The 18,470-nt window shown below is 66.9% G+C and carries 15 protein-coding genes and 1 pseudogene; 4 read left to right on the top strand and 12 right to left on the bottom strand.

What is annotated here, in order from left to right; translation table 11 throughout:
- Nucleotides 1-60: 60 nt before the first annotated feature.
- The gene (locus tag ACPXCG_RS10260; protein WP_425791655.1) at nt 61-261 is read right to left on the bottom strand and encodes a hypothetical protein; all 201 of its coding nucleotides are present in this window, start codon (nt 259-261) and stop codon (nt 61-63) included.
- 130 nt (nt 262-391) lie between these two features.
- Here ACPXCG_RS10260 and ACPXCG_RS10255 point away from each other — a divergent pair.
- A pseudogene (locus tag ACPXCG_RS10255) lies at nt 392-1,843 on the top strand (glycoside hydrolase family 15 protein).
- A 38-nt stretch (nt 1,844-1,881) separates the two neighbouring features.
- Here ACPXCG_RS10255 and ACPXCG_RS10250 read toward each other — a convergent pair.
- Genes ACPXCG_RS10250 through lepA form a run of 3 tightly spaced genes read right to left on the bottom strand, consistent with a single transcriptional unit; the run spans nt 1,882 to nt 7,198 of the window.
- Nucleotides 1,882-3,171, bottom strand: coding sequence for a M20 metallopeptidase family protein (locus tag ACPXCG_RS10250; RefSeq protein WP_425791653.1), 1,290 nt, complete (start codon nt 3,169-3,171; stop codon nt 1,882-1,884).
- Nucleotides 3,172-3,216: 45 nt separating this feature from the next.
- Nucleotides 3,217-5,262: a M3 family metallopeptidase gene (locus ACPXCG_RS10245; RefSeq protein ID WP_425791651.1), complete on the bottom strand. Its 2,046-nt coding sequence runs from the start codon at nt 5,260-5,262 to the stop codon at nt 3,217-3,219.
- A gap of 4 nt (nt 5,263-5,266) precedes the next feature.
- Nucleotides 5,267-7,198, bottom strand: a complete 1,932-nt coding sequence (gene lepA, locus ACPXCG_RS10240; RefSeq protein ID WP_425791649.1) for a translation elongation factor 4 — start codon at nt 7,196-7,198, stop codon at nt 5,267-5,269.
- Nucleotides 7,199-7,245: 47 nt separating this feature from the next.
- On the opposite strand from lepA, the gene ACPXCG_RS10235 reads away from it, so the two are divergent.
- Both ACPXCG_RS10235 and ACPXCG_RS10230 read left to right on the top strand, forming a co-directional pair.
- Entirely contained in the window at nt 7,246-7,911 is a 666-nt protein-coding gene (locus tag ACPXCG_RS10235; protein WP_425791647.1) for an alpha/beta fold hydrolase, read from the top strand.
- Entirely contained in the window at nt 7,908-8,354 is a 447-nt protein-coding gene (locus tag ACPXCG_RS10230) for a type II toxin-antitoxin system PemK/MazF family toxin (RefSeq protein ID WP_425791645.1), read from the top strand. Before ACPXCG_RS10235 ends, ACPXCG_RS10230 begins: the two co-directional genes overlap by 4 nt.
- A 109-nt stretch (nt 8,355-8,463) precedes the next feature.
- Here ACPXCG_RS10230 and ACPXCG_RS10225 read toward each other — a convergent pair whose 3' ends face one another.
- Genes ACPXCG_RS10225 through ACPXCG_RS10210 form a run of 4 tightly spaced genes read right to left on the bottom strand, consistent with a single transcriptional unit; the run spans nt 8,464 to nt 13,315 of the window.
- On the bottom strand, nt 8,464-9,306 hold the full coding sequence (locus ACPXCG_RS10225; RefSeq protein ID WP_425791643.1) for a transglutaminase family protein: 843 nt from the start codon (nt 9,304-9,306) through the stop codon (nt 8,464-8,466).
- Entirely contained in the window at nt 9,303-10,286 is a 984-nt protein-coding gene (locus ACPXCG_RS10220; protein WP_267629410.1) for an alpha-E domain-containing protein, read from the bottom strand. Before ACPXCG_RS10220 ends, ACPXCG_RS10225 begins: the two co-directional genes overlap by 4 nt.
- Complete coding sequence (locus ACPXCG_RS10215; RefSeq protein ID WP_425791641.1) at nt 10,283-12,118, bottom strand: circularly permuted type 2 ATP-grasp protein; 1,836 nt, start codon at nt 12,116-12,118, stop codon at nt 10,283-10,285. Before ACPXCG_RS10215 ends, ACPXCG_RS10220 begins: the two co-directional genes overlap by 4 nt.
- Before the next feature lie 57 nt (nt 12,119-12,175).
- On the bottom strand, nt 12,176-13,315 hold the full coding sequence (locus ACPXCG_RS10210) for a sulfotransferase family protein (protein WP_425791639.1): 1,140 nt from the start codon (nt 13,313-13,315) through the stop codon (nt 12,176-12,178).
- Nucleotides 13,316-13,548: 233 nt separating this feature from the next.
- Between ACPXCG_RS10210 and rpsT the strand changes: the two genes are divergently transcribed.
- Nucleotides 13,549-13,809, top strand: coding sequence for a 30S ribosomal protein S20 (gene rpsT, locus ACPXCG_RS10205; protein WP_425791637.1), 261 nt, complete (start codon nt 13,549-13,551; stop codon nt 13,807-13,809).
- A gap of 81 nt (nt 13,810-13,890) precedes the next feature.
- Here rpsT and holA read toward each other — a convergent pair whose 3' ends face one another.
- The 4 genes from holA to ACPXCG_RS10185 all read right to left on the bottom strand — a co-directional run bounded on the left by holA (nt 13,891) and on the right by ACPXCG_RS10185 (nt 18,465).
- On the bottom strand, nt 13,891-14,874 hold the full coding sequence (holA, locus tag ACPXCG_RS10200) for a DNA polymerase III subunit delta (protein ID WP_425791635.1): 984 nt from the start codon (nt 14,872-14,874) through the stop codon (nt 13,891-13,893).
- Nucleotides 14,765-16,441: a ComEC/Rec2 family competence protein gene (locus ACPXCG_RS10195; protein WP_425791634.1), complete on the bottom strand. Its 1,677-nt coding sequence runs from the start codon at nt 16,439-16,441 to the stop codon at nt 14,765-14,767. The genes holA and ACPXCG_RS10195 overlap by 110 nt, the downstream gene beginning before the upstream one ends.
- A complete protein-coding gene (locus ACPXCG_RS10190) occupies nt 16,438-17,508 on the bottom strand; it encodes a helix-hairpin-helix domain-containing protein (protein ID WP_425791632.1) in 1,071 nt (356 codons plus the stop codon). Before ACPXCG_RS10190 ends, ACPXCG_RS10195 begins: the two co-directional genes overlap by 4 nt.
- A gap of 108 nt (nt 17,509-17,616) precedes the next feature.
- Nucleotides 17,617-18,465 carry a DegV family protein gene (locus tag ACPXCG_RS10185; RefSeq protein ID WP_425791630.1) on the bottom strand — a complete coding sequence of 283 codons (849 nt, stop codon included), beginning with the start codon at nt 18,463-18,465 and terminating at the stop codon, nt 17,617-17,619.
- Between the last annotated feature and the right edge of the window lie 5 nt (nt 18,466-18,470).

Genomic DNA, 18,470 nt, shown 5'->3' with positions numbered 1-18,470 from the left:
GAGGACCACCAGCACGATCAGTGCGATCAGTGCGAGGGTCACACGGGACCGGATCATGGTCTAGAGCCCCTTCCCGTCGTCATCGGCGAACCGCCTGCGGTCGAGGACATCGGAGACCGTATCGACCAGCAGATTGAGGGCCGCGGCGATCAGGACGGCCAACGGGATGACGACGACGAGGGTCACCAGCAGCTGCGGGACGAAGGACAGTCCGGTCAGCCACTCCTCGACGCTGTCCCACCAGGCACTCACCGATGTCATCGTTCACCTCTTCCCGCAGTTCGCCCGAATCGGACACCGATCGAGAGTTTCGATCAGTCTGAATAAAACGCCCGACAGTCCGGTCGCCGGTCGAGTGGCGACAACAGGGGCCGATCGCAATGATATAGCCATGACCGTCCCGGCAGACGCCGCCGTCACCGCACTGCCGACCGCGACCGCATCGCACGGGCCGGGTTCGACTCTCATCGAGCCGGAGGCGAAGGCGTTCTCGCCGGCCACGGCGGCCCACAATGCGTTCCCGCCCATCGGGGACTATGCCTTTCTCTCCGACACCGAGCCTGATCGCCCGGAACGGGTCCATCGAGTGGATGTGTGTGCCCCGGCCGGATTCGCCGAGTGTGTTCGGCGCCATCCTCGATCGCAGCGCCGGCCATTTCCGACTGGCGCCGTACGGCGTGAACGTCCCGGTCGACCGTCGCTACCTGCCTCACGTTGAAGGGTCTCACCTACTCCCCGACCGGTGCCCTGCTCGCGGCCGCCACCACTTCGCTCCCGGAAATCCCTGGTGGCGAACGCAACTGGGACTACCGCTACGCATGGGTGCGCGACTCGACGTTCGCGCTGTGGGGTCTCTACACGCTCGGTCTCGACCGTGAGGCGGACGACTTCTTCTCGTTCATCGCCGACGTGTCCGGCGTGACAAATTCCCAACACCACCCGCTGCAGGTGATGTACGGGGTCGGTGGCGAACGCACCCTCGAGGAGGAGGAACTCCACCACCTCTCGGGCTACGACGGCGCACGACCGGTCCGCATCGGCAACGGCGCGTACAACCAAGCGCAACATGACATCTGGGGAACCGTGCTCGACTCGGTGTATCTCAACACCAAGTCCAGCGAGGCAGTTCCCGAGACGTTGTGGCCGGTGTTGAAGGCACAGGTCGAGGAGGCGGTGAAGAACTGGCACAAGCCGGACCGCGGGATCTGGGAGGTGCGTGGCGAGCCCAAGCATTTCACCTCGTCGAAGGCCATGTGCTGGGTGGCACTCGATCGTGGTTCCCGCCTTGCCGCTGCACGGCGAGAGGTCCTACGCCAGGCAATGGGCCGAGATCGCCGACGAGATCCGCGACGACATACTCGGCCACGGTGTCAACGCGCGCGGCGTCTTCACCCAGCGCTACGGCGACGACGCACTCGACGCCTCCCTGCTCCTCGTGCCGCTGCTGCGCTTCCTGCCCTCCGACGACCACCGGGTCCGCAACACCGTGCTGGCCATCGCCGACGAACTGACCGAGAACGGACTGGTCCTGAGATACCGCGTGGAGGAGACCGACGACGGGCTGTCCGGCGAAGAGGGCACCTTCACCATCTGTTCGTTCTGGTTGGTGTCGGCGCTCGTGGAGATCGGCGAGTTGTCGCGCGCCAAGGCGCTCTGCGAACTTCTGCTCTCCTACGCCAGCCCGCTGAAGCTCTACGCCGAGGAGATCGACGCCAAGACCGGACAGCACCTCGGCAACTTCCCGCAGGCATTCACCCATCTCGCACTCATCAACGCGGTCACGCATGTGATCCGCGCCGAGGAGGCGGCGAGTCACGGGACCTTCCAGCCCGCACACCACTGACGGCCGGGCGGCACAATCGGGTCCGAGGGATCAGCGGGTCACTTGGGTACGCCGCCCACGAGATGGTCGAAGGCGACCTGGACATGGATGCGCAGACTGTCGACCAGGCAGTCGTCGTCGGCGTAGAACGCGGGGCTGTGATTCATCGCCATACCCCGCCCGCCCTCGACCGGCGCCAGTGATGTGCCGGCGAACTGCGTGTCCTGGGTACCGAAGTTCAGGTACGCGCCACCGAATGCACGGGTGAACTCCGACATGTCGTCATAGCCGAGCATCCCGGGCATCTCCACCAGACGGTCGGGACCGATCACCCGCTTCACCGTCGGCAGGATCGCGTCGATCCACTCCTCGGTGTTGGCCAGCGGCGGCACGTACTGCAGGTATTCGACCGTGGCACTCGCCCCGTAAGCCGCAGCGTGATGCTCGGCCATGCGGCGGAGGTTGTCCTGCACGGTGCCCATGGAGGCCTCGTCGAGGCAGCGGATGGTGCCCCACAGCGTGACCCGCTCACCGATGATGTTGAACCGCCCGACGTCCTCGACGTGACCGATCGACACCGTCACCGCTTCGGTGGCCGGTACCTGGCGGTACAGCTGACCTGCGCCGGAGATGATGTCGGCGACCGCAGGCATCGGATCGATACCGGCCCAGGGCATCGAACCGTGTACCTGCTTGGCCACCACCTCGATCTTCACCAGGCACGACGCCGCGTACTGGTTGCCGATGCCATAGCCGACGACGCCTTTGGGCAGTGGGGCGACGTGCATGCCGAACATCATCGTCGGGCGCAGGTCGGTGAATGCGCCGGCGTCGATCATGGCCTTGGCCCCGCCCGCCTCGTCGATCGGCGGCCCTTCCTCGGCCGGCTGGAACACGAACATCACCGTCCCGGGCAGGTCCTCACGAACCGACGCGAGCACGTCCGCCGCGCCCAGCACGGTCGATGTGTGGCAGTCGTGTCCGCATGCGTGGGCCACCGGGAACGGACCGCCCGGATACTCGCTGTCGACGACCGTGGATGCGAACTCGACTCCGGAGGCCTCGGCGACCGGCAGTGCGTCCATGTCGGCGCGTAGACCCGCGACGCGATCTCCCTTGCGACCACCGCGCAGGACGCCGACCACACCGTGCCCGGCGATGCCCGTGTGCACCTCGTCGAGCCCGGCCTGTCGCAGCCGATCCGCGACCAGCGCCGACGTCTTGACCTCGCGGTTCGACAGCTCGGGATGGGAATGGAGGTGGTGGCGCGTCTGGATCAGTTCGCCCAGTGCGTCTCGCGCCCTCTCGTCCAGCAGTTTCCTCGTGGCGGCAACATCATCGGCACCCATCGCACCATTGTCGCCGATCAGATGCCGGGACGTGATCAAACAGCGCTATCCGGCGACCGCTCCCAGTCCCCGGCGGACCAGCAGCGGACCGATCTCGGGTCGGCGGCCGATCAGTTTCTCGTGTGCGACAAGCGGATCGACGCTGTCGCCTCGGGAGAGGGTGGCCTCGGCAAACCGCTGCCCGTTGCTGCGTTGCAGACCACCTTCGGTGAGAAACCACTGCTCGGTCTCGGCGTCGAGTACCTCAGACCAGATGTAGGAGTAATAGCCGGCCGAGTACCCACCGCCGAAGATGTGATTGAAGTAGGCGCTGCGATACCGCGGCGGGATGAGATCGCCGACGAAGCCGGCCGACCGTAGCGCCGCGCGTTCGAACGCCTCGACGTCGTCGATGCTGTCGTCGGCGGTGATGCGGTGCCAGGCGAGGTCGAGAACCGCGGCGGCCAGATATTCGATCGTGCCGTGAGCGGTCTCGGTGTTCGCCGACTCGCGCGCCGCTTCGGCCAGCTCCGTGGGGATCGGGTCCCCGGTCTCGTGATGACGTGCGTAGTGCGACAAGACGTCCGGGTGCAGCGCCCACATCTCGTTGACCTGCGACGGAAACTCGACGAAGTCGCGCGGGACCGACGTCCCCGACTGCGACGGATAGTCGACCGCCGACAACAGGCCGTGCAGAGCGTGACCGAATTCGTGGAACAGGGTGGTGAGCTGATCCATCGTGAGCAGGCACGGCTTGTCGTCGTCCGGCTTGGTCAGATTGAGGACGTTCACGACCACCGGCTGGGTGGACAGCACCGTCGACTGGTCGACGATGTTGTTCATCCACGCGCCACCCCGCTTCGACGGCCGTGCGTAGTAGTCGCCGAGGAACAGACCGATGCTTCGGCCGTTGTCGCTGAACACCTCCCAGATCCGGACATCGGGGTGATAACCGGCCAGGTCGAGCCGTTCGGTGAATCGCAGTCCGTACAGCTCGCCCGCGGCATGGAACACGCCTCGGTCCAGGACCATGTTCAGCTCACAGTAGTTCGCGAAGTCGTCCAGTGGTACAGCCGATTTCGATCGTCGGTCTCGTTCCAGCCAGAAGGTGAGATCGGCGGGTCCGATGTGGTGGTCGGCCAATTGCGTCAGCCTCGTCAGCTCTCGGCCGCCGGCCCGCATCGCGGATTCGGTCAGCTCGCCGAGCAAGGCGGTGACCGATGCCGGGCCCGGTGCGGTCTCCTCCGCGATGACGTATTCGGCGTGATCGGTGTACCCGAGCAGCCGAGCGCGCCGGGCACGCAGACCCACGATCTCCAGGACCAGTTCCCGCGTGTCATCGCCGTTGGCGCGGGAGCAGCGGCGCACCGAGGCGTCGAAGACCCGTTGCCGCACAGCGGGATCGGTTAACGAGGTGAGCACCGATTGACTCGTCGGCAATTCCAGCGTGATCAGATATCCGGCGTCGTGTCCCGCGTCCGCGGCGGCCCGACGGGCCGCCCGGATCTCCCCGTCCGACAACCCGTCGAGCTCGGCCTCGTTGTCGATCAGCACTGCTGAGGCATTGGTGTCGTCGAGGATCCTCTGCGAGAACGTCGTGGTCAACCAGGCCAGCCGCGACGAGATCTGCCGCATCTGCTCCTGATCGTCGGAACCGAGGCCTGCGCCGGCACGGACCGATTCGCGGTATCGCTTGGCCAACAGTCGTTCCTGCGCCTCGGTCAGTGCCAGGTCATCCCGGCGCTCGTAAAGATCGGCGATCCGCGTGAACAGGCGGCCGTCCATCGCGATGGTGTTGGCGTGATCGGTGAGTAGCGTCGAGAGCTTCTGGGAGATCTCGTTGCGCACCGGATTCGTGTCCGGCCCGACCAGATTGAAGAACACCCCGCTCGCTCGCGCCAGATCGCGACCGGATAGTTCGAGTGCCTCGACCGTGTTGTGGAACGTGGCCGGGCGCGGGTCGTCGGCGATCGACTCGACCTCGGCGATCTGGGTCGCCATCGCCTCGGTGAAGGCGGGAAGGAAATCACCGTCGTTGATCGACGCGAAGTCGGGCAGGCCATGCGGCAGTGTGCTCTCGGCGAGAACCGGGTTGACCTCGCGACGATTCATCAGACTATTTCCCCTTCGGTTTGTCTCCGCCGGCATCAGTGGACAGGGCTGCGACGAAGGCCTCCTGCGGGACATCGACACGGCCGATCGTCTTCATCCGCTTCTTGCCTTCCTTCTGCTTCTCGAGCAGTTTGCGCTTACGGCTGATGTCACCGCCGTAGCACTTGGCGAGCACGTCCTTGCGGATCGCCCGGATGTTCTCGCGCGCAATGATCTTCGACCCGATCGCGGCCTGGATCGGCACCTCGTACTGCTGGCGGGGGATGAGTTCCTTCAGCTTGGTCGCCATCTTGTTGCCGTAGGTGTAGGCGCCGTCGCGGTGCACGATGGCGCTGAAGGCGTCGACCGCCTCGCCCTGCAGCAGGATGTCGACCTTCACCAGGTCGGCCTCCTGCTCCCCCGACTCCTCGTAGTCGAGGCTCGCGTACCCGCGGGTCCGCGACTTGAGAGCATCGAAGAAGTCGAAGATGATCTCCGCCATCGGCAAGGTGTAGCGCAACTCGACGCGGCTCTCCGACAGGTAGTCCATCCCGCCGAGTTCACCACGCCGCGTTTGGCACAGTTCCATGATGGTGCCCACGAACTCGCTCGGCGCGATGATCGTCATCTTCACGATGGGCTCGTAGATGTGCTTGGCCTTGCCCGCAGGCCAGTCCGACGGGTTGGTGACAGTGATCTCCGCACCGTCCTCCATGATCACGCGGTACACGACATTCGGTGCCGTGGAGATCAGATCGAGGTCGAACTCCCGCTCGAGTCGTTCGCGGGTGATCTCCATGTGCAGCAGGCCGAGGAATCCGCAGCGGAAGCCGAAGCCGAGCGCCACCGACGTCTCCGGCTCGAACGTGAGCGCGGCATCGTTGAGCTGCAACTTCTCGAGGGCCTCACGCAACACCGGATAGTCCGATCCATCCACCGGGTAGAGCCCCGAGTAGACCATCGGCCGCGGCTCGCGGTATCCGGTCAGGGCCTGCTGGGCACCGTTGCGCGCGGTGGTGACCGTGTCGCCGACCTTCGACTGGCGCACGTCCTTCACGCCGGTGATCAGGTAGCCGACCTCACCGACGCCGAGGCCCTTCGACGGTTTCGGCTCCGGGGACACGATGCCGACCTCGAGCAGTTCGTGTGTCGCGCCGGTCGACATCATCAGGACCTTCTCGCGTGGGACGACGCGACCATCGACGACTCGCACGTAGGTGACCACGCCGCGATAGGTGTCATAGACCGAGTCGAAGATCATCGCGCGTGCCGGTGCGTCGGCGTCACCGGTCGGCGCCGGGATCTCGTCGATCACCTTGTCGAGGAGGGCACCGACACCCTCGCCGGTCTTGCCCGAGACACGCAGGACGTCATCGGCCTCACAGCCGATGATGTGGGCGATCTCGGCGGCATAGCGATCGGGATCGGCGGCGGGGAGATCGATCTTGTTCAGCACCGGGATGATGGTGAGGTCGTTCTCCATCGCGAGGTAGAGGTTCGCGAGGGTCTGCGCCTCGATGCCCTGGGCGGCGTCGACCAGCAGGACCGCCCCTTCGCAGGCCTCCAGAGCGCGTGACACCTCGTAGGTGAAGTCGACGTGGCCAGGAGTGTCGATCAGGTGCAGCACGTAGTCGGTGGACGAGCCGTCGGCATCGGTGACACTCCACGGCAGACGCACGTTCTGCGCCTTGATGGTGATGCCCCGCTCACGCTCGATGTCCATCCGGTCGAGGTATTGCGCGCGCATCGCTCGTTCCTCGACCACGCCGGTGAGCTGCAGCATCCGGTCGGCCAGGGTGGATTTTCCGTGGTCGATGTGGGCGATGATGCAGAAGTTCCGGATCCGCGCAGGGTCGGTGAAGGTGGTGTCGGCGAAGTTGGGAATCGAACTGCTCCTCGGAACGTGCGTGGCATGGGTCGCGGTCGGTGCGGCCGCATCTGTACACCAGTTTCTCATGCCTGACCGTGCTGTCGACGTGGACGCTCGCCGCTACCGTGAGGGACATGGCCTCGAGCACCCCTGAGACGACGTCCCATGACACCGACGGCGTGGTCGCCGAGGTGTCTCGTCCAGCCGGTCCGAGCCGCGGCGTGGCAGTTCTCGCGCACGGCGCCGGCGGCAATCGTCACGCGGTGATCCTGCGGGCGATCGCCGCCGAACTCTGCACCCACGGGCTCGTCGTCGCCCGCATCGACCTCCCGTATCGGCAGCGGAGACCCAAGGGACCGCCGAGTCCGTCCACGGCTGCCGCCGACCGTGACGGCATCGTGGCAGCCTGCGCCGCCTTTCGCGAGGAGTCCGCCGGCCCCCTGATCGTCGGCGGTCACTCGTATGGCGGCCGACAGGCATCGATGGCCGTCGCCGAGAATCCCGACCTCGCCGACGGCCTGTTGCTCAGCTCGTACCCACTGCACCCACCGGGCAAGCCCGAGCGGCTCCGAACCGAGCATCTCCCCTCGATCACCGTGCCCACCGTGATCGTCCACGGGAGCACGGATCCGTTCGCGACCCCCGACGAACTCACCGCGGCCGTCGCACTGATCCCGGCACCCGTGCGGGTCGTCGAGATCGACAAGGTCGGACACAACCTGAACCCCGACCGGAAGCCGACCGCCGCACTGACGGCCGAAGCGGTCACCGAAATCTTTTTCGCCCCGGAGCCGACATGACCGCCGACAGCGAGGCCGGCGGGGCGCAGAGTCCGCCGCCCGGGCATCCGACACACGAGTTGGCCCGGCAGATCCTCTACTCGCCCGACCTCGACGGTGCGGCCGATCCGGGTGAGATCGTCTGGACCTGGGTCCCCTTCGAAGACGACGCGGACAAGGGCAAGGACCGCCCGGTACTGGTCGTCGGACGCGACATCGACGACGCCGACCGTTCCCACCTGCTCGGCCTCATGCTCTCCAGCAAGGACTGGCACCGCGAGGACTCGGACTGGATCTCGGTCGGGACGGGGGTGTGGGATTCCTGGCACCGCGAGAGCTTCGTCCGCCTCGACCGCGTTCTGATGGTCGCCGAGCACGGCATCCGCCGCGAGGGGGCGATCCTCGACCAGGATCGTTTCGAGATCGTCGCCGCACGGCTGCGCACCGATTTCGGCTGGCGGTGAGACCACGTGTCGCTCGCTCCTCAAGACAGCACACCGCCCATCGCGGTCCCTGAGGAACAGCGCCGGCGGGGTGTCACTAAGGGCGCCCTCCTCCGGTCACCGCCGGTGTTCACGCCAGTCGCGTGATCTCCACGACGACGTCGAGATCTGTTGCCCCGCCGCCGGTGTAGATGCCTTTCAGCGGCGACACGTCGGAGTAGTCACGGCCGACGCCGACCGAGACATGTTGTTCGCTGATACCGGTGTTGTTGGTCGGGTCGTATCCCCACCAGCCGCCGGTCCACGCCTCGATCCACGCATGGCTCTGTCCCTCGACGGTCGTGTCGATCGTCGCGTTCGGCTTCGGGTGCAGATATCCCGACACGTAGCGGGCTGGAATCCCCAGACTGCGCAGCATCAACAAGGTCAGGTGCGCGTAGTCCTGACACACGCCCTTACGCTCGTTCCAGGCATCGACGGCAGTGGTGTGCACACCGGTGGTACCTGGGACGTACTCCATCTCCTCGTGCACATACCGACACACCGCCTCTACGGCGTCTTCGGGATCGAGACCCTTCGCCAATCGGTTTGCCGCAGAATATAGTTGACGGTTCTTGCAGACGTATGTGGTGTACGAGAGCATCTCGTCGTAGCGATCCGCGACGTAACCACCGCGTATCTCGTCCCAGGTGACCTTCTCGGAGGGACGTTCTCCCGCTTCGGTTTCCACCACCGACATACCCGACACCTCGAGCTCCTCGTGCGGAGCGTGCAGATCGAAGGCGGTCACCGCGCTACCCCAGTAATCGGTGTACCGATAGGACCGGGTGGCGGGCACCGTCTCCACCCGGTTCACGATGACGTTCTGCCGGTTGTCACTGCGCGGGGTGAGGCGCGCCTCGTTGTAGGACGACGTGACCGGGCTCTTGTAGGCGAATCCGGTGGAATGGACGACGCGCAGACGCCAGCTCACAGCTCACTCTCCTCGATGACATGATCTTCGGCATCGCTGACCCGGGCGTCCGCCCACGACACGTAGGGCGACACGTGGAAATACTGTGCGGTGACCGCCTCGTTCACCTCACGACAGGTGTCTTGGAGGTCGATCAGACGATCTTGCAGGTCGTCGAGCAGCTTGCCCGGCTCGAGGAACTCGAGGGAGCTACGCGCCCGCCCGAGCAACAGGAGGGCCTCCACCTGGGCACCCACCCGGCTCGGACGTTTCTCCAGCTCGACCAGATTGCTCTCCGCCACGCGCAGAGCATGGAACACCGACCGCGGGAAGAGCCGATCGACCAGCATGAACTCGACGATGTTCTCTGCGTTGAGGACGCCACGGTAGGTACGCAGGAACGTGTCGTGGGCGCCCGCGGACACCAGGACGCTCACCCACGCCGGCGAGCTGACCCGGTCCCCCGCACGCGACAGCAGCATTCGGATGGTCATGTCGACCCGTTCCACCGACCGCCCGAGGAGCAGGTAGCGGTAGCCGTCGTCGTGACTGAGGGTCGCGTCGGCGAGGCCCGCGAACATCGCGGCCCGATTCTTCACGTACGACAGGAACTCGTGCGGTCCGAGGCGCCGGGCACGTCGTTCGGCATCCCCGAGTCCGTTGTAGGTGGTGTTGAGACACTCCCACATCTCGCTGGACGTCACTTCTCGTGCACCGCGGGCGTTCTCGCGTGCCGAGCGGATCAGATCGATGATCGACCCGACCGAATCCTTGTCGTAGGCGACGCGTTCGGTGAGGGTCCACACGTCGAGTGGGTCGTCGGTGTCGGGTGTTTCCAGACCCAGCACCTGGATGACCAGGCGAGCCTGACGGTCCACGTCCACCGTCGCGTCCTCGAGGAGTTGGTGGATCGCGACGTCGAGGATCCGGGCCATGTCGTCGGCGCGTTCGACGTACCGGCCGATCCAATACAACGATTCGGCGTTGCGGGCCAGCATCATTCGAGCCCACCCCGCGTAGCGCCGATGCCCTGATGCCGCGTCGCGGATTCTTGTCCCTGCTGCTGTTGCTGGGATTGGGTGTGCAGCGGGTCCGGCGCACTCTCGGCCGGCCGAGCGGCGGCCACACCGCTGGCGTCGACGACCTTCGCCCCCGAGAGTTCCCGTTCCTCCGACGACCGGGACGACGCGAGCACCCAGGTGTCCTTGGAGCCGCCACCCTGGCTGGAGTTGACCACCAGCGAGCCCTCCGGCAGGGCGACGCGGGTGAGCCCGCCCGGCAGCACCCAGACGGATTCACCGTCGTTGACCGCGAACGGCCGCAGGTCGACATGGCGGGGCCGGACGTCACCGTCGATCTTGGTGGGCACGGTCGAGAGCTGCACCACGGGCTGCGCGATCCAGCCGCGGGGATCGTTGCGGACCTTGCGCGCCAGGGTGTCGAGTTCCGCCTTGGTGGCGTCCGGACCGAACACGATGCCGTAGCCGCCGGAGCCCTCGACTGGCTTGATCACCAGTTCGTCGATGCGGTCGAGGACTTCCTCGCGTTCGTCGTCGAGCCAGCACCGCAGCGTGTCGACGTTCATCAGTGACGGCTTCTCGCCGAGGTAGTACTCGATGATCTCCGGTACGTAGGTGTAGATGAGCTTGTCGTCGCCGACGCCGTTGCCGACCGCGCTCGAGATCACCACGTTGCCGGCCCGAGCGGCGTTCAGCAGCCCGGCGACCCCGAGCATCGAATCCGGCCGGAACTGCATCGGATCGAGGAAGTCGTCGTCGATACGGCGGTAGATGACATCGACCCGCTGCTCTCCCTCGGTGGTCCGCATATAGACGATGTTGTCGCGGCAGAACAGATCTCGTCCCTCGACGAGTTCCACACCCATCAGGCGGGCCAACAGCGAATGCTCGAAGTAGGCAGAGTTCGCGACGCCCGGCGTGAGCACCACGATGTTGGGGTCGGCCTCGTTGAAGGCCGCCGAGGCACGCAGCGCACGCAGGAGGTGACTCGGGTAGTCGGCCACCGCGCGGACCCGATGTGACGAGAACAGATCCGGGAACACGCGCGCCATGGTTCGTCGGTTCTCCATCACATAGGAGACGCCGGACGGCGAACGAAGATTGTCCTCGAGGACCCGGAAGTCACCGTTCTCATCCCGGATCAGGTCGATGCCCGCAACGTGGATACGAACTCCGTTGGGTGGCCGGATGTTTGCGGCCTGCCGGTGAAAGTGCTCGCACGAGTGGACAAGGCGTTTGGGAAGGACGCCGTCCCGAAGGATCTCCTGCTCGCCGTAGATGTCGTCGAGGAAGAGTTCGAGCGCTTGCACCCGCTGGGTGATCCCGGCCTCCAACTTTGTCCATTCCGTCGCCGAAATGACCCGTGGCACAACGTCGAGCGGGAAAGGCCGTTCTTTGCCGGACAGCGAGAACGTGACGCCCTGGTCGATAAAGGCGCGACCGAGCGCGTCCACGCGGACGTCGAGATCGGCGCGGTCATACTCGGCCATCGCCTTGTAGATGCCACGGTAAGGCGCCCGAACCTCACCGTCGGCGTCGAACATCTCGTCGAAAGCCTTGCCGTACGGGCCTTTCGAGTATCCGGTGAAGATCGTGTCGTCGATCGCCTTCGGTTCCCGCACAACAGTCTTCGCGCGCTTGGCGGTGGCACCCGACTCGCGCGCCCGCCCCTTGGCGGCGGGCGCCGCCTTACCGTCGCCACGGGTACCGCCGGACTTGGCACCCTTGGTCGTTCCGGTTGCGTTCGACTTGCGGGAGGCGGCCTTGGTGGCGGCTCGCTTGGTGGACGCTGAGGACGTCGACGCGGGACTCATAACTTGACATGGTGCTACAAAAACGCGGATTCGGCATGACGGTTCGACACGCCAGGCTCACAGCGAGCGGCGAACTCCCAGTGCGCGCCGCCGAATCCGGCGCACGATGTTCATCGCGCGGGTCTTCCATCTCGGGCCGACCGCGGGCAGCGGCGCCACCTTGACCATCTCGGCCATCGTGTCGAGGGCGACGTCGAGGACGTCCTGGGCCGCCGGCGGCCGCTCGTCGCCGGCAACCTCTGAGCTCACCGCCAGATCACCGAGCTCACCCGAGACGTGATAGCCGGCTGATCGCACCTCGCCGATCATCTCGTCGGCGGTGTGCGCAACCCAGGTCCGCTGATCAGCGGTGAGACCACGCGGAAGTCCCCGGGCACCGCGAAACAGGATCTCGCCGATCACCTGCCCCTTGATGACCCGCTCGTATCGCTGCCACGCCACCTCAGACGGCTGCAGGCGATGGTTGAGCTGACGCAGGAAGTCGGCCTGGGCAGCCGACAGCGACGAGTTGAGACTCGGCACCGGGATCGTGAGTGCTTCGGGGTCCACTTCGAGCACCCGAAGAAATCGTTCCCACAGACCGTCGCCGGGCGTGTCGCGCTGCGCGGGCACGGTCACCACGTGCACCCGCTCCGGCCCGACCGCGCGAGCCCAATCAGAGAGGATCCGGATGTAGTCCTGGAACTCCCAGAACGGTTCCTCGACGCCGCCGTCGGTCGGCGCGACGAATCCTGGAAGGGCCGGACCGGAGGTGTGTACCGAGGCCAGGAACTCGTCGAAGGTCGCCTGTCGCTGGTTCTTGATATTCTCCTGCCAGACTGACGGCAGCTGTCGCGCCAGGTCACGCACCGTGGCGATCACGTGCACCTCGTCGGCGAAAGAAAGATCGTCCATCAGTCTCGCGATATGCTCCGGCGTCGCCGTCGCGTAGAGCTCGTGAGACAGCAGCGAGGTCTGCGGCCACGCCTTGATCTGCGCGAGCAACGTCGGCCACTTGCGCGCGAAGGCCGGATCCACCCAGTCGAGGTAGCGCTCAGGCTGCAGATGAACCGCGGCGTGAAAGTGATCGGAGATGACGTCACCCGGATACAGGAGGCCGGACGACCGCATGGCCAGGTCACGGTTGCGCCAGAGCCGGTCCTGAAGATGCGTGGTTCCCGTCTTGGGCAGGCCGATGTGTACGTAGACAACAGACATGATGGGTTGAAGCCTAGTTGGTGGAAAACCTTGCGCATCGTCTGGCGATGGGGTGCCCGGCCGCGCCGGCAGTCGCGATTTGGGTGCTGTGGAGCTCGACTGGTAACGTAGACCGCTGTCGCAGTGTCGGCAGGATCATCCCGATCCGGACCGGTCCGAACTGCTCAGGCGCGACACGCTCGCCGCCGAAACAGAACAACGAGTACCAACCCGAACCAAAGAGGTATACACGCGTGGCAAATATCAAGTCGCAGGTCAAGCGCATCCGCACCAACGAGGCGAGCCGTCAGCGCAACCAGGCTGTGCGCTCGTCGCTGCGGACCGCGATCCGTCAGTTCCGTGCGGCTGCCGACGCCGGCGACAAGAACAAGGCCGCCGAGCTCGCCGCCGATGCAGGCAAGAGGCTCGACAAGGCCGCTTCGAAGGGCGTCATCCACGCCAACCAGGCCGCCAACAAGAAGTCGGCGATGGCGCTGGCAGTCAACAAGCTCTGACCTGCCCCCAACAGCTGTAGCCAATTCTTCACGGCTCACCCCGGTGACATTCACGCGGTCACCGGGGTGAGTTGCGTCCTGTCAGTCCCGTCGGCTGCGTTCGCGAGCAGGACGTAGATCCGCGACCGCCGCGACCGCGTGCTCGAGACTGAAGTCCGCGTCCGCTGCCTGTCCTTTGACGTCGCCGTTGAGCTGGGCGACCACGACGATCGCCGACGCGATCGAGGTGGAGTCCCAGGCCCGGGCCTGCGCCTGCACTTTCTTCACCCGCCGTGGCGGCATGCCCAATTCCGATGCGGCCGCGTACTGGTCCATCGACCCCATCGCCCGCACGCGGGCGATCGCATGCACCGCCTCCGCGAGGGCATCGGCCAGCAGCACTCGAGGCACCCCGTGATGCTCGGCCCACGCCAACGACTCCAGTGCGCCCGCCCGATCGCCGGTGACCGCCTTGTCGGCGACCTCGAAACCCGTGATCTCCGGGCGGCCCTGGTAGTAGAGCCGTACCGCGTCCACGGTGACCTTGCCGCCGGTGTCGGCCACCAGCTGGCTGCAGGCCGCCGCGAGTTCCCGCAATTCGGAACCGACCCCCTCGACGACCTGCTCGACGACGTCGTTGCTGACTTTCGCACCGACTCGCCGGAACTCGTCACGGACGAAATCGATGCGCTCGGATGGCCATTTGGGACCGGCGCAGTCGTGCTCGACCGCACCCGCCTTCTTCAGTGCCGGCACCATCGACTTGGCACGGCCACCACCGGTGTGGGCGACCATCAAGGTGATGCCCTCGGGGAGCTCCTTGGCCGCCTCGCTGATGAGCGCCGCGGGCTCCTTGCCGGCCTCGGCGGCCGACTCGACCACCACGATGCGATCCTCCGCGAACAACGATGGGCTGAGCAGTTCGGCGAGCTCGTGCTCGGTCACGTCGCCCGCCCGGACCCGCGTGACCGGGATGTCACCACCGGTGGCCGCGGACCGTTCGGCGACCACCGCCGTGATCACCCGGCCCGTCAAGAAGTCGTCGTCCCCGAGCAGCAGGTGCAGGCGTTGCGTCACGGCGACCATCGTGCCAGACCCGCCCGACATCGCGGCCACGACCGGGCACCCGCGCATCGAGTTCACGGCGACGCGTCGCCAGATTTGCCAGGTGGTGCAGCACGAAGACGACCAGGGCGAGGCCGCTCGCCACGACAATCGCGCCGACGAGGCCCGACGGCACCGGGACGGCAGCCCAGGACCACCTCCCGAGCACCCGGGCACACATCAACATCCACCACAACTCCGGTCCCAGACCTCGGATGACCAACTCGGCACAGCCCGCGCCGAACCCGTCCGGCCCGCCGATGGCACCGACCACGGCGGCCGCCGTTCCGACTACGCCGACAAGGCCGACCACCGGGACGACCAGGATGTTGGCCAGTAGCCCGACGATGCTGAATCGCCCGCTGAGCACCGCGATGACCGGCGCGGTGGCCAGCTGGGCGGCCACCGCCATCGCCACGAGTTCGGCCAGCATCGGCGGAACACGCCGATCTCGCAACCAATCTCGCAACCCACCGGACCAGAGCACCAACCCTGCGGTGGCCAGTACCGACAACGCAAACCCCGGCGCGACGGCCAATTCCGGCCACCACAGCAGCCCGACCACGGTTGCCGCGCCGAGGGCAGGCATCGCCTGGGCCCGCCGTGACCCGACCAGTGCCAGCAGCCCGACCATGCCCATCATCGCCGCCCGCAACACGCTCGGCGACGGGCGGACGAGGATCACGAAACCCACCAGGACGATCGTCCCCACCACCGCCGTGACCCACGGCGACGCGCCCAGCGATCGGATTCCGACTATGGCTGCCCCGCAGACGATTGCGAAATTGCTGCCGGACACGGCAAGCAAGTGGGTCAATCCGGCCGCCCGAAAGTCGTCGCGCACCTCCGCGCCGAGCATGCTCGTGTCCCCGAGGACCAGCCCCGGCAACAGACCCGAGGCATCCGGGCCGAGTGCGCGCGCCGACAGCACCCTCAGCCGTTGCCGGATCTCGCCCGCCATACGCTGGTGCGGTGGCGGGCGACCGACCAGTCGCGGCTCGGACACCGCTGACAGCCGTGCTGCCATCAGGTCGTGACCTCGAGGCGGGCTGATGCGCACCAAAGCCGAAACATGCTGTCCTGGAATGACTTCCGCCCAGTCATCGGCCGCACCGGTCAGCTCGGCGCCGATACGGCGACAGTCGCGACCGGCGACCGCGTGCACGTCGACGCGGACCCGGACCCGCGCTCCGGGATCGAGGGTCACCGGGTCGTCGCGGATCGTGACCGTGACCCGGGCCTTCCCGTCGATGTGCGACAACGGATGCGCCGCACGCGCATCGAGACGAATCGCGAGGGCCCCTGCCGTCACCGCCGCCAGACCGCAGATCACCACCGCGAATGACACCGCCGCCCAGCTCGCCCACCCGAGTCGGACCGACGCCGCCGCGCTCACGCATCCGGCGCCTCCGGCCATCACGATCATCCACAGGGAATCCGACCTGCCGAACAGCCCGATCAAACTGACCAGCCACACGACCACTGCGGGTACGACCAACCGGTAGTCGCCGGCGGGAATGAGCCCGCCCGCCATCGACCGGCGCGTCACACGGTGACCAGGTCGCGCAGCTTCGCGAGACGGGCCGGACCGATGCCGTCGACCTCGCCGAGTTGCTCGACCGAGGCGAACTGCCCGTGGGTGTCACGCCATCCGATGATGGCCTTGGCCGTCACCGGGCCCACCCCGGGCAGCTCGTCGAGCTGTGCCTCCGTCGCCGTGTTCAGATTCACCTTGCCCGTTGTGCCGCCCGTCGGGCCCGAGGTTGCCGGTCCGCCACTCCCCGCGGACGGCGGGTCTGCTGCACCGGCAGCACCGGACGGCCCGACGACGGCGCTGCGCATGGACATCCGTCCACCGCTGCCGGCATAGCCGACCAGGATCTGGTCACCATCGTTCAGCCGCTGAGCCAGGTTGAGAGACAAGAGATCTGCACCCTGGCGGGCACCGCCGGCCCGGTCGATGGCATCGGCGACGCGCGCCTGCCCGCGCAGCCGGACGAGGCCGGGACGATGCACGAGGCCGACGACGCTGACCACGAGGTCCTCGGCGGCAGGCGGCGGCACAACCGACGCGGCCGGCGCCGCCGCCGAACCGGTCGGCCCGGCCGCAGTCGGAAAGGCAACGGGTGTCGTCGCGTCCTCGGACCCGCCCCCTAGCAAAGTGAACCCGGCCACCGCACACGCGACGATCCCGACCAGGATCAGGGCGATCGCGGCGGGCGGTGCGACGGCAAACCGCCGCCGCGGGCCCGCCTCGTCCAGCTCGTCCGGATCGGGTTCGCCGAAACTGTCCCCGACGATCATCCGGGATCGCGGGCGCTCTTCCGGCGGAACGGGATCCAGCCAGGTGGGCACCGCCGCGACCCCCCACGGGCTGTCCACCGCACCGGTGTCGACCGGCTGGTCGATGGGAGCGGGGGCGCCCGGGCCGACGTCGGCCGCAGGGTCGGGAGCGGAATCCCAGACGGCTGAGACGTCGACGTCAGGAGCATGCGGTGGCGCGAGCTGCTCAACGGGAGGCGGCGACAGCCGGTCCAGCGCGGAGCGGGAGCGGCGAGCGCCCCGGTGCTCGACCGCAGGCGCACCGGAGGAGGGTCGTCGCGCAGAGGTGCTCATGACCGATGAGCCTAGGGACCGACACCGCCGATGACGGCCGCCAACGGGCCGGTCGACCCGATCTGTGGATGGATTCGGATCTGTGAATGGCCTGCGGCGTCGGTCTTCTCAGACCTCGACGGGATCGAGGCCCGTGGCGATCGCCACCCCGATGGCCCCGGGGCCAACATGGCAGCCGAGGATCGGCCCGAGGTCGACGATGAGTTCCGACGTCACGACCCGTAGCCGCTCGGTCAGTTGGTCGGCCAGTTCTCGTGCCAACTCGGGGGCCGCACTGTGCTGGACGCCGAGAGTCACCGGCCTGCCGTCGGCCGACTCGACGGCCGCATCGACCATCTTGGTGAGCGCCTTGGAGAAGGTGCGGTGGCGCTCCTTGAGCGTGAGGATTCCGTCGACCATGTGCAGGATCGGCTTGATCGAGAGCGCCGAGCCCAACATCTTGCTGGCCGCACTGATCCGGCCGCTCTGGCGGAGGTTGTCGAGCTGGTGAACGCAGATCATCGAGTCGACAGTGGCGGCCTGCCGGATCGCCGACTCGTACACGCGGTCCCGATCGGCGCCGGAGGCCGCGGCCTGGGCGGCACCGATCGCGGTGAAGCCGACGGCGAGGCCCACCGACCTGGCGTCGACGACCCGCACCTGTCCGGGAAACTTCTCGGCCGCCAACCGGCCGGCACCCCAGGTGCCCGACAGCCTGCGTGACATGTGGACCGCCACCACACCGTCGCCGTCGCTCGCGGCCAATGCTTCCTCGTAGGCGATCCCGAGGTCGTGCGGATTGGCGCCGGAGGTCGTCACGCCTGGCGTGGAGATGATGTCGTCGGGGATGTCGTCGACGCCCTCGAGGTAGTCGGTGCCGTCGAGTTCGAGGTGAAGCGGTACCTGCCGGATGCCGTAGTGATCGGTGACGGCGTGCGGCAACCGCGACGATGAATCGGTGACGACGACGACTGGCACGCGTC

The organism is Gordonia sp. DT218 (assembly GCF_049847105.1).
Lineage (GTDB): Bacteria > Actinomycetota > Actinomycetes > Mycobacteriales > Mycobacteriaceae > Gordonia.
The sequence above is the reverse complement of the archived record's forward strand: the minus strand, read 5'-3'. Positions and strand labels throughout refer to the sequence as shown.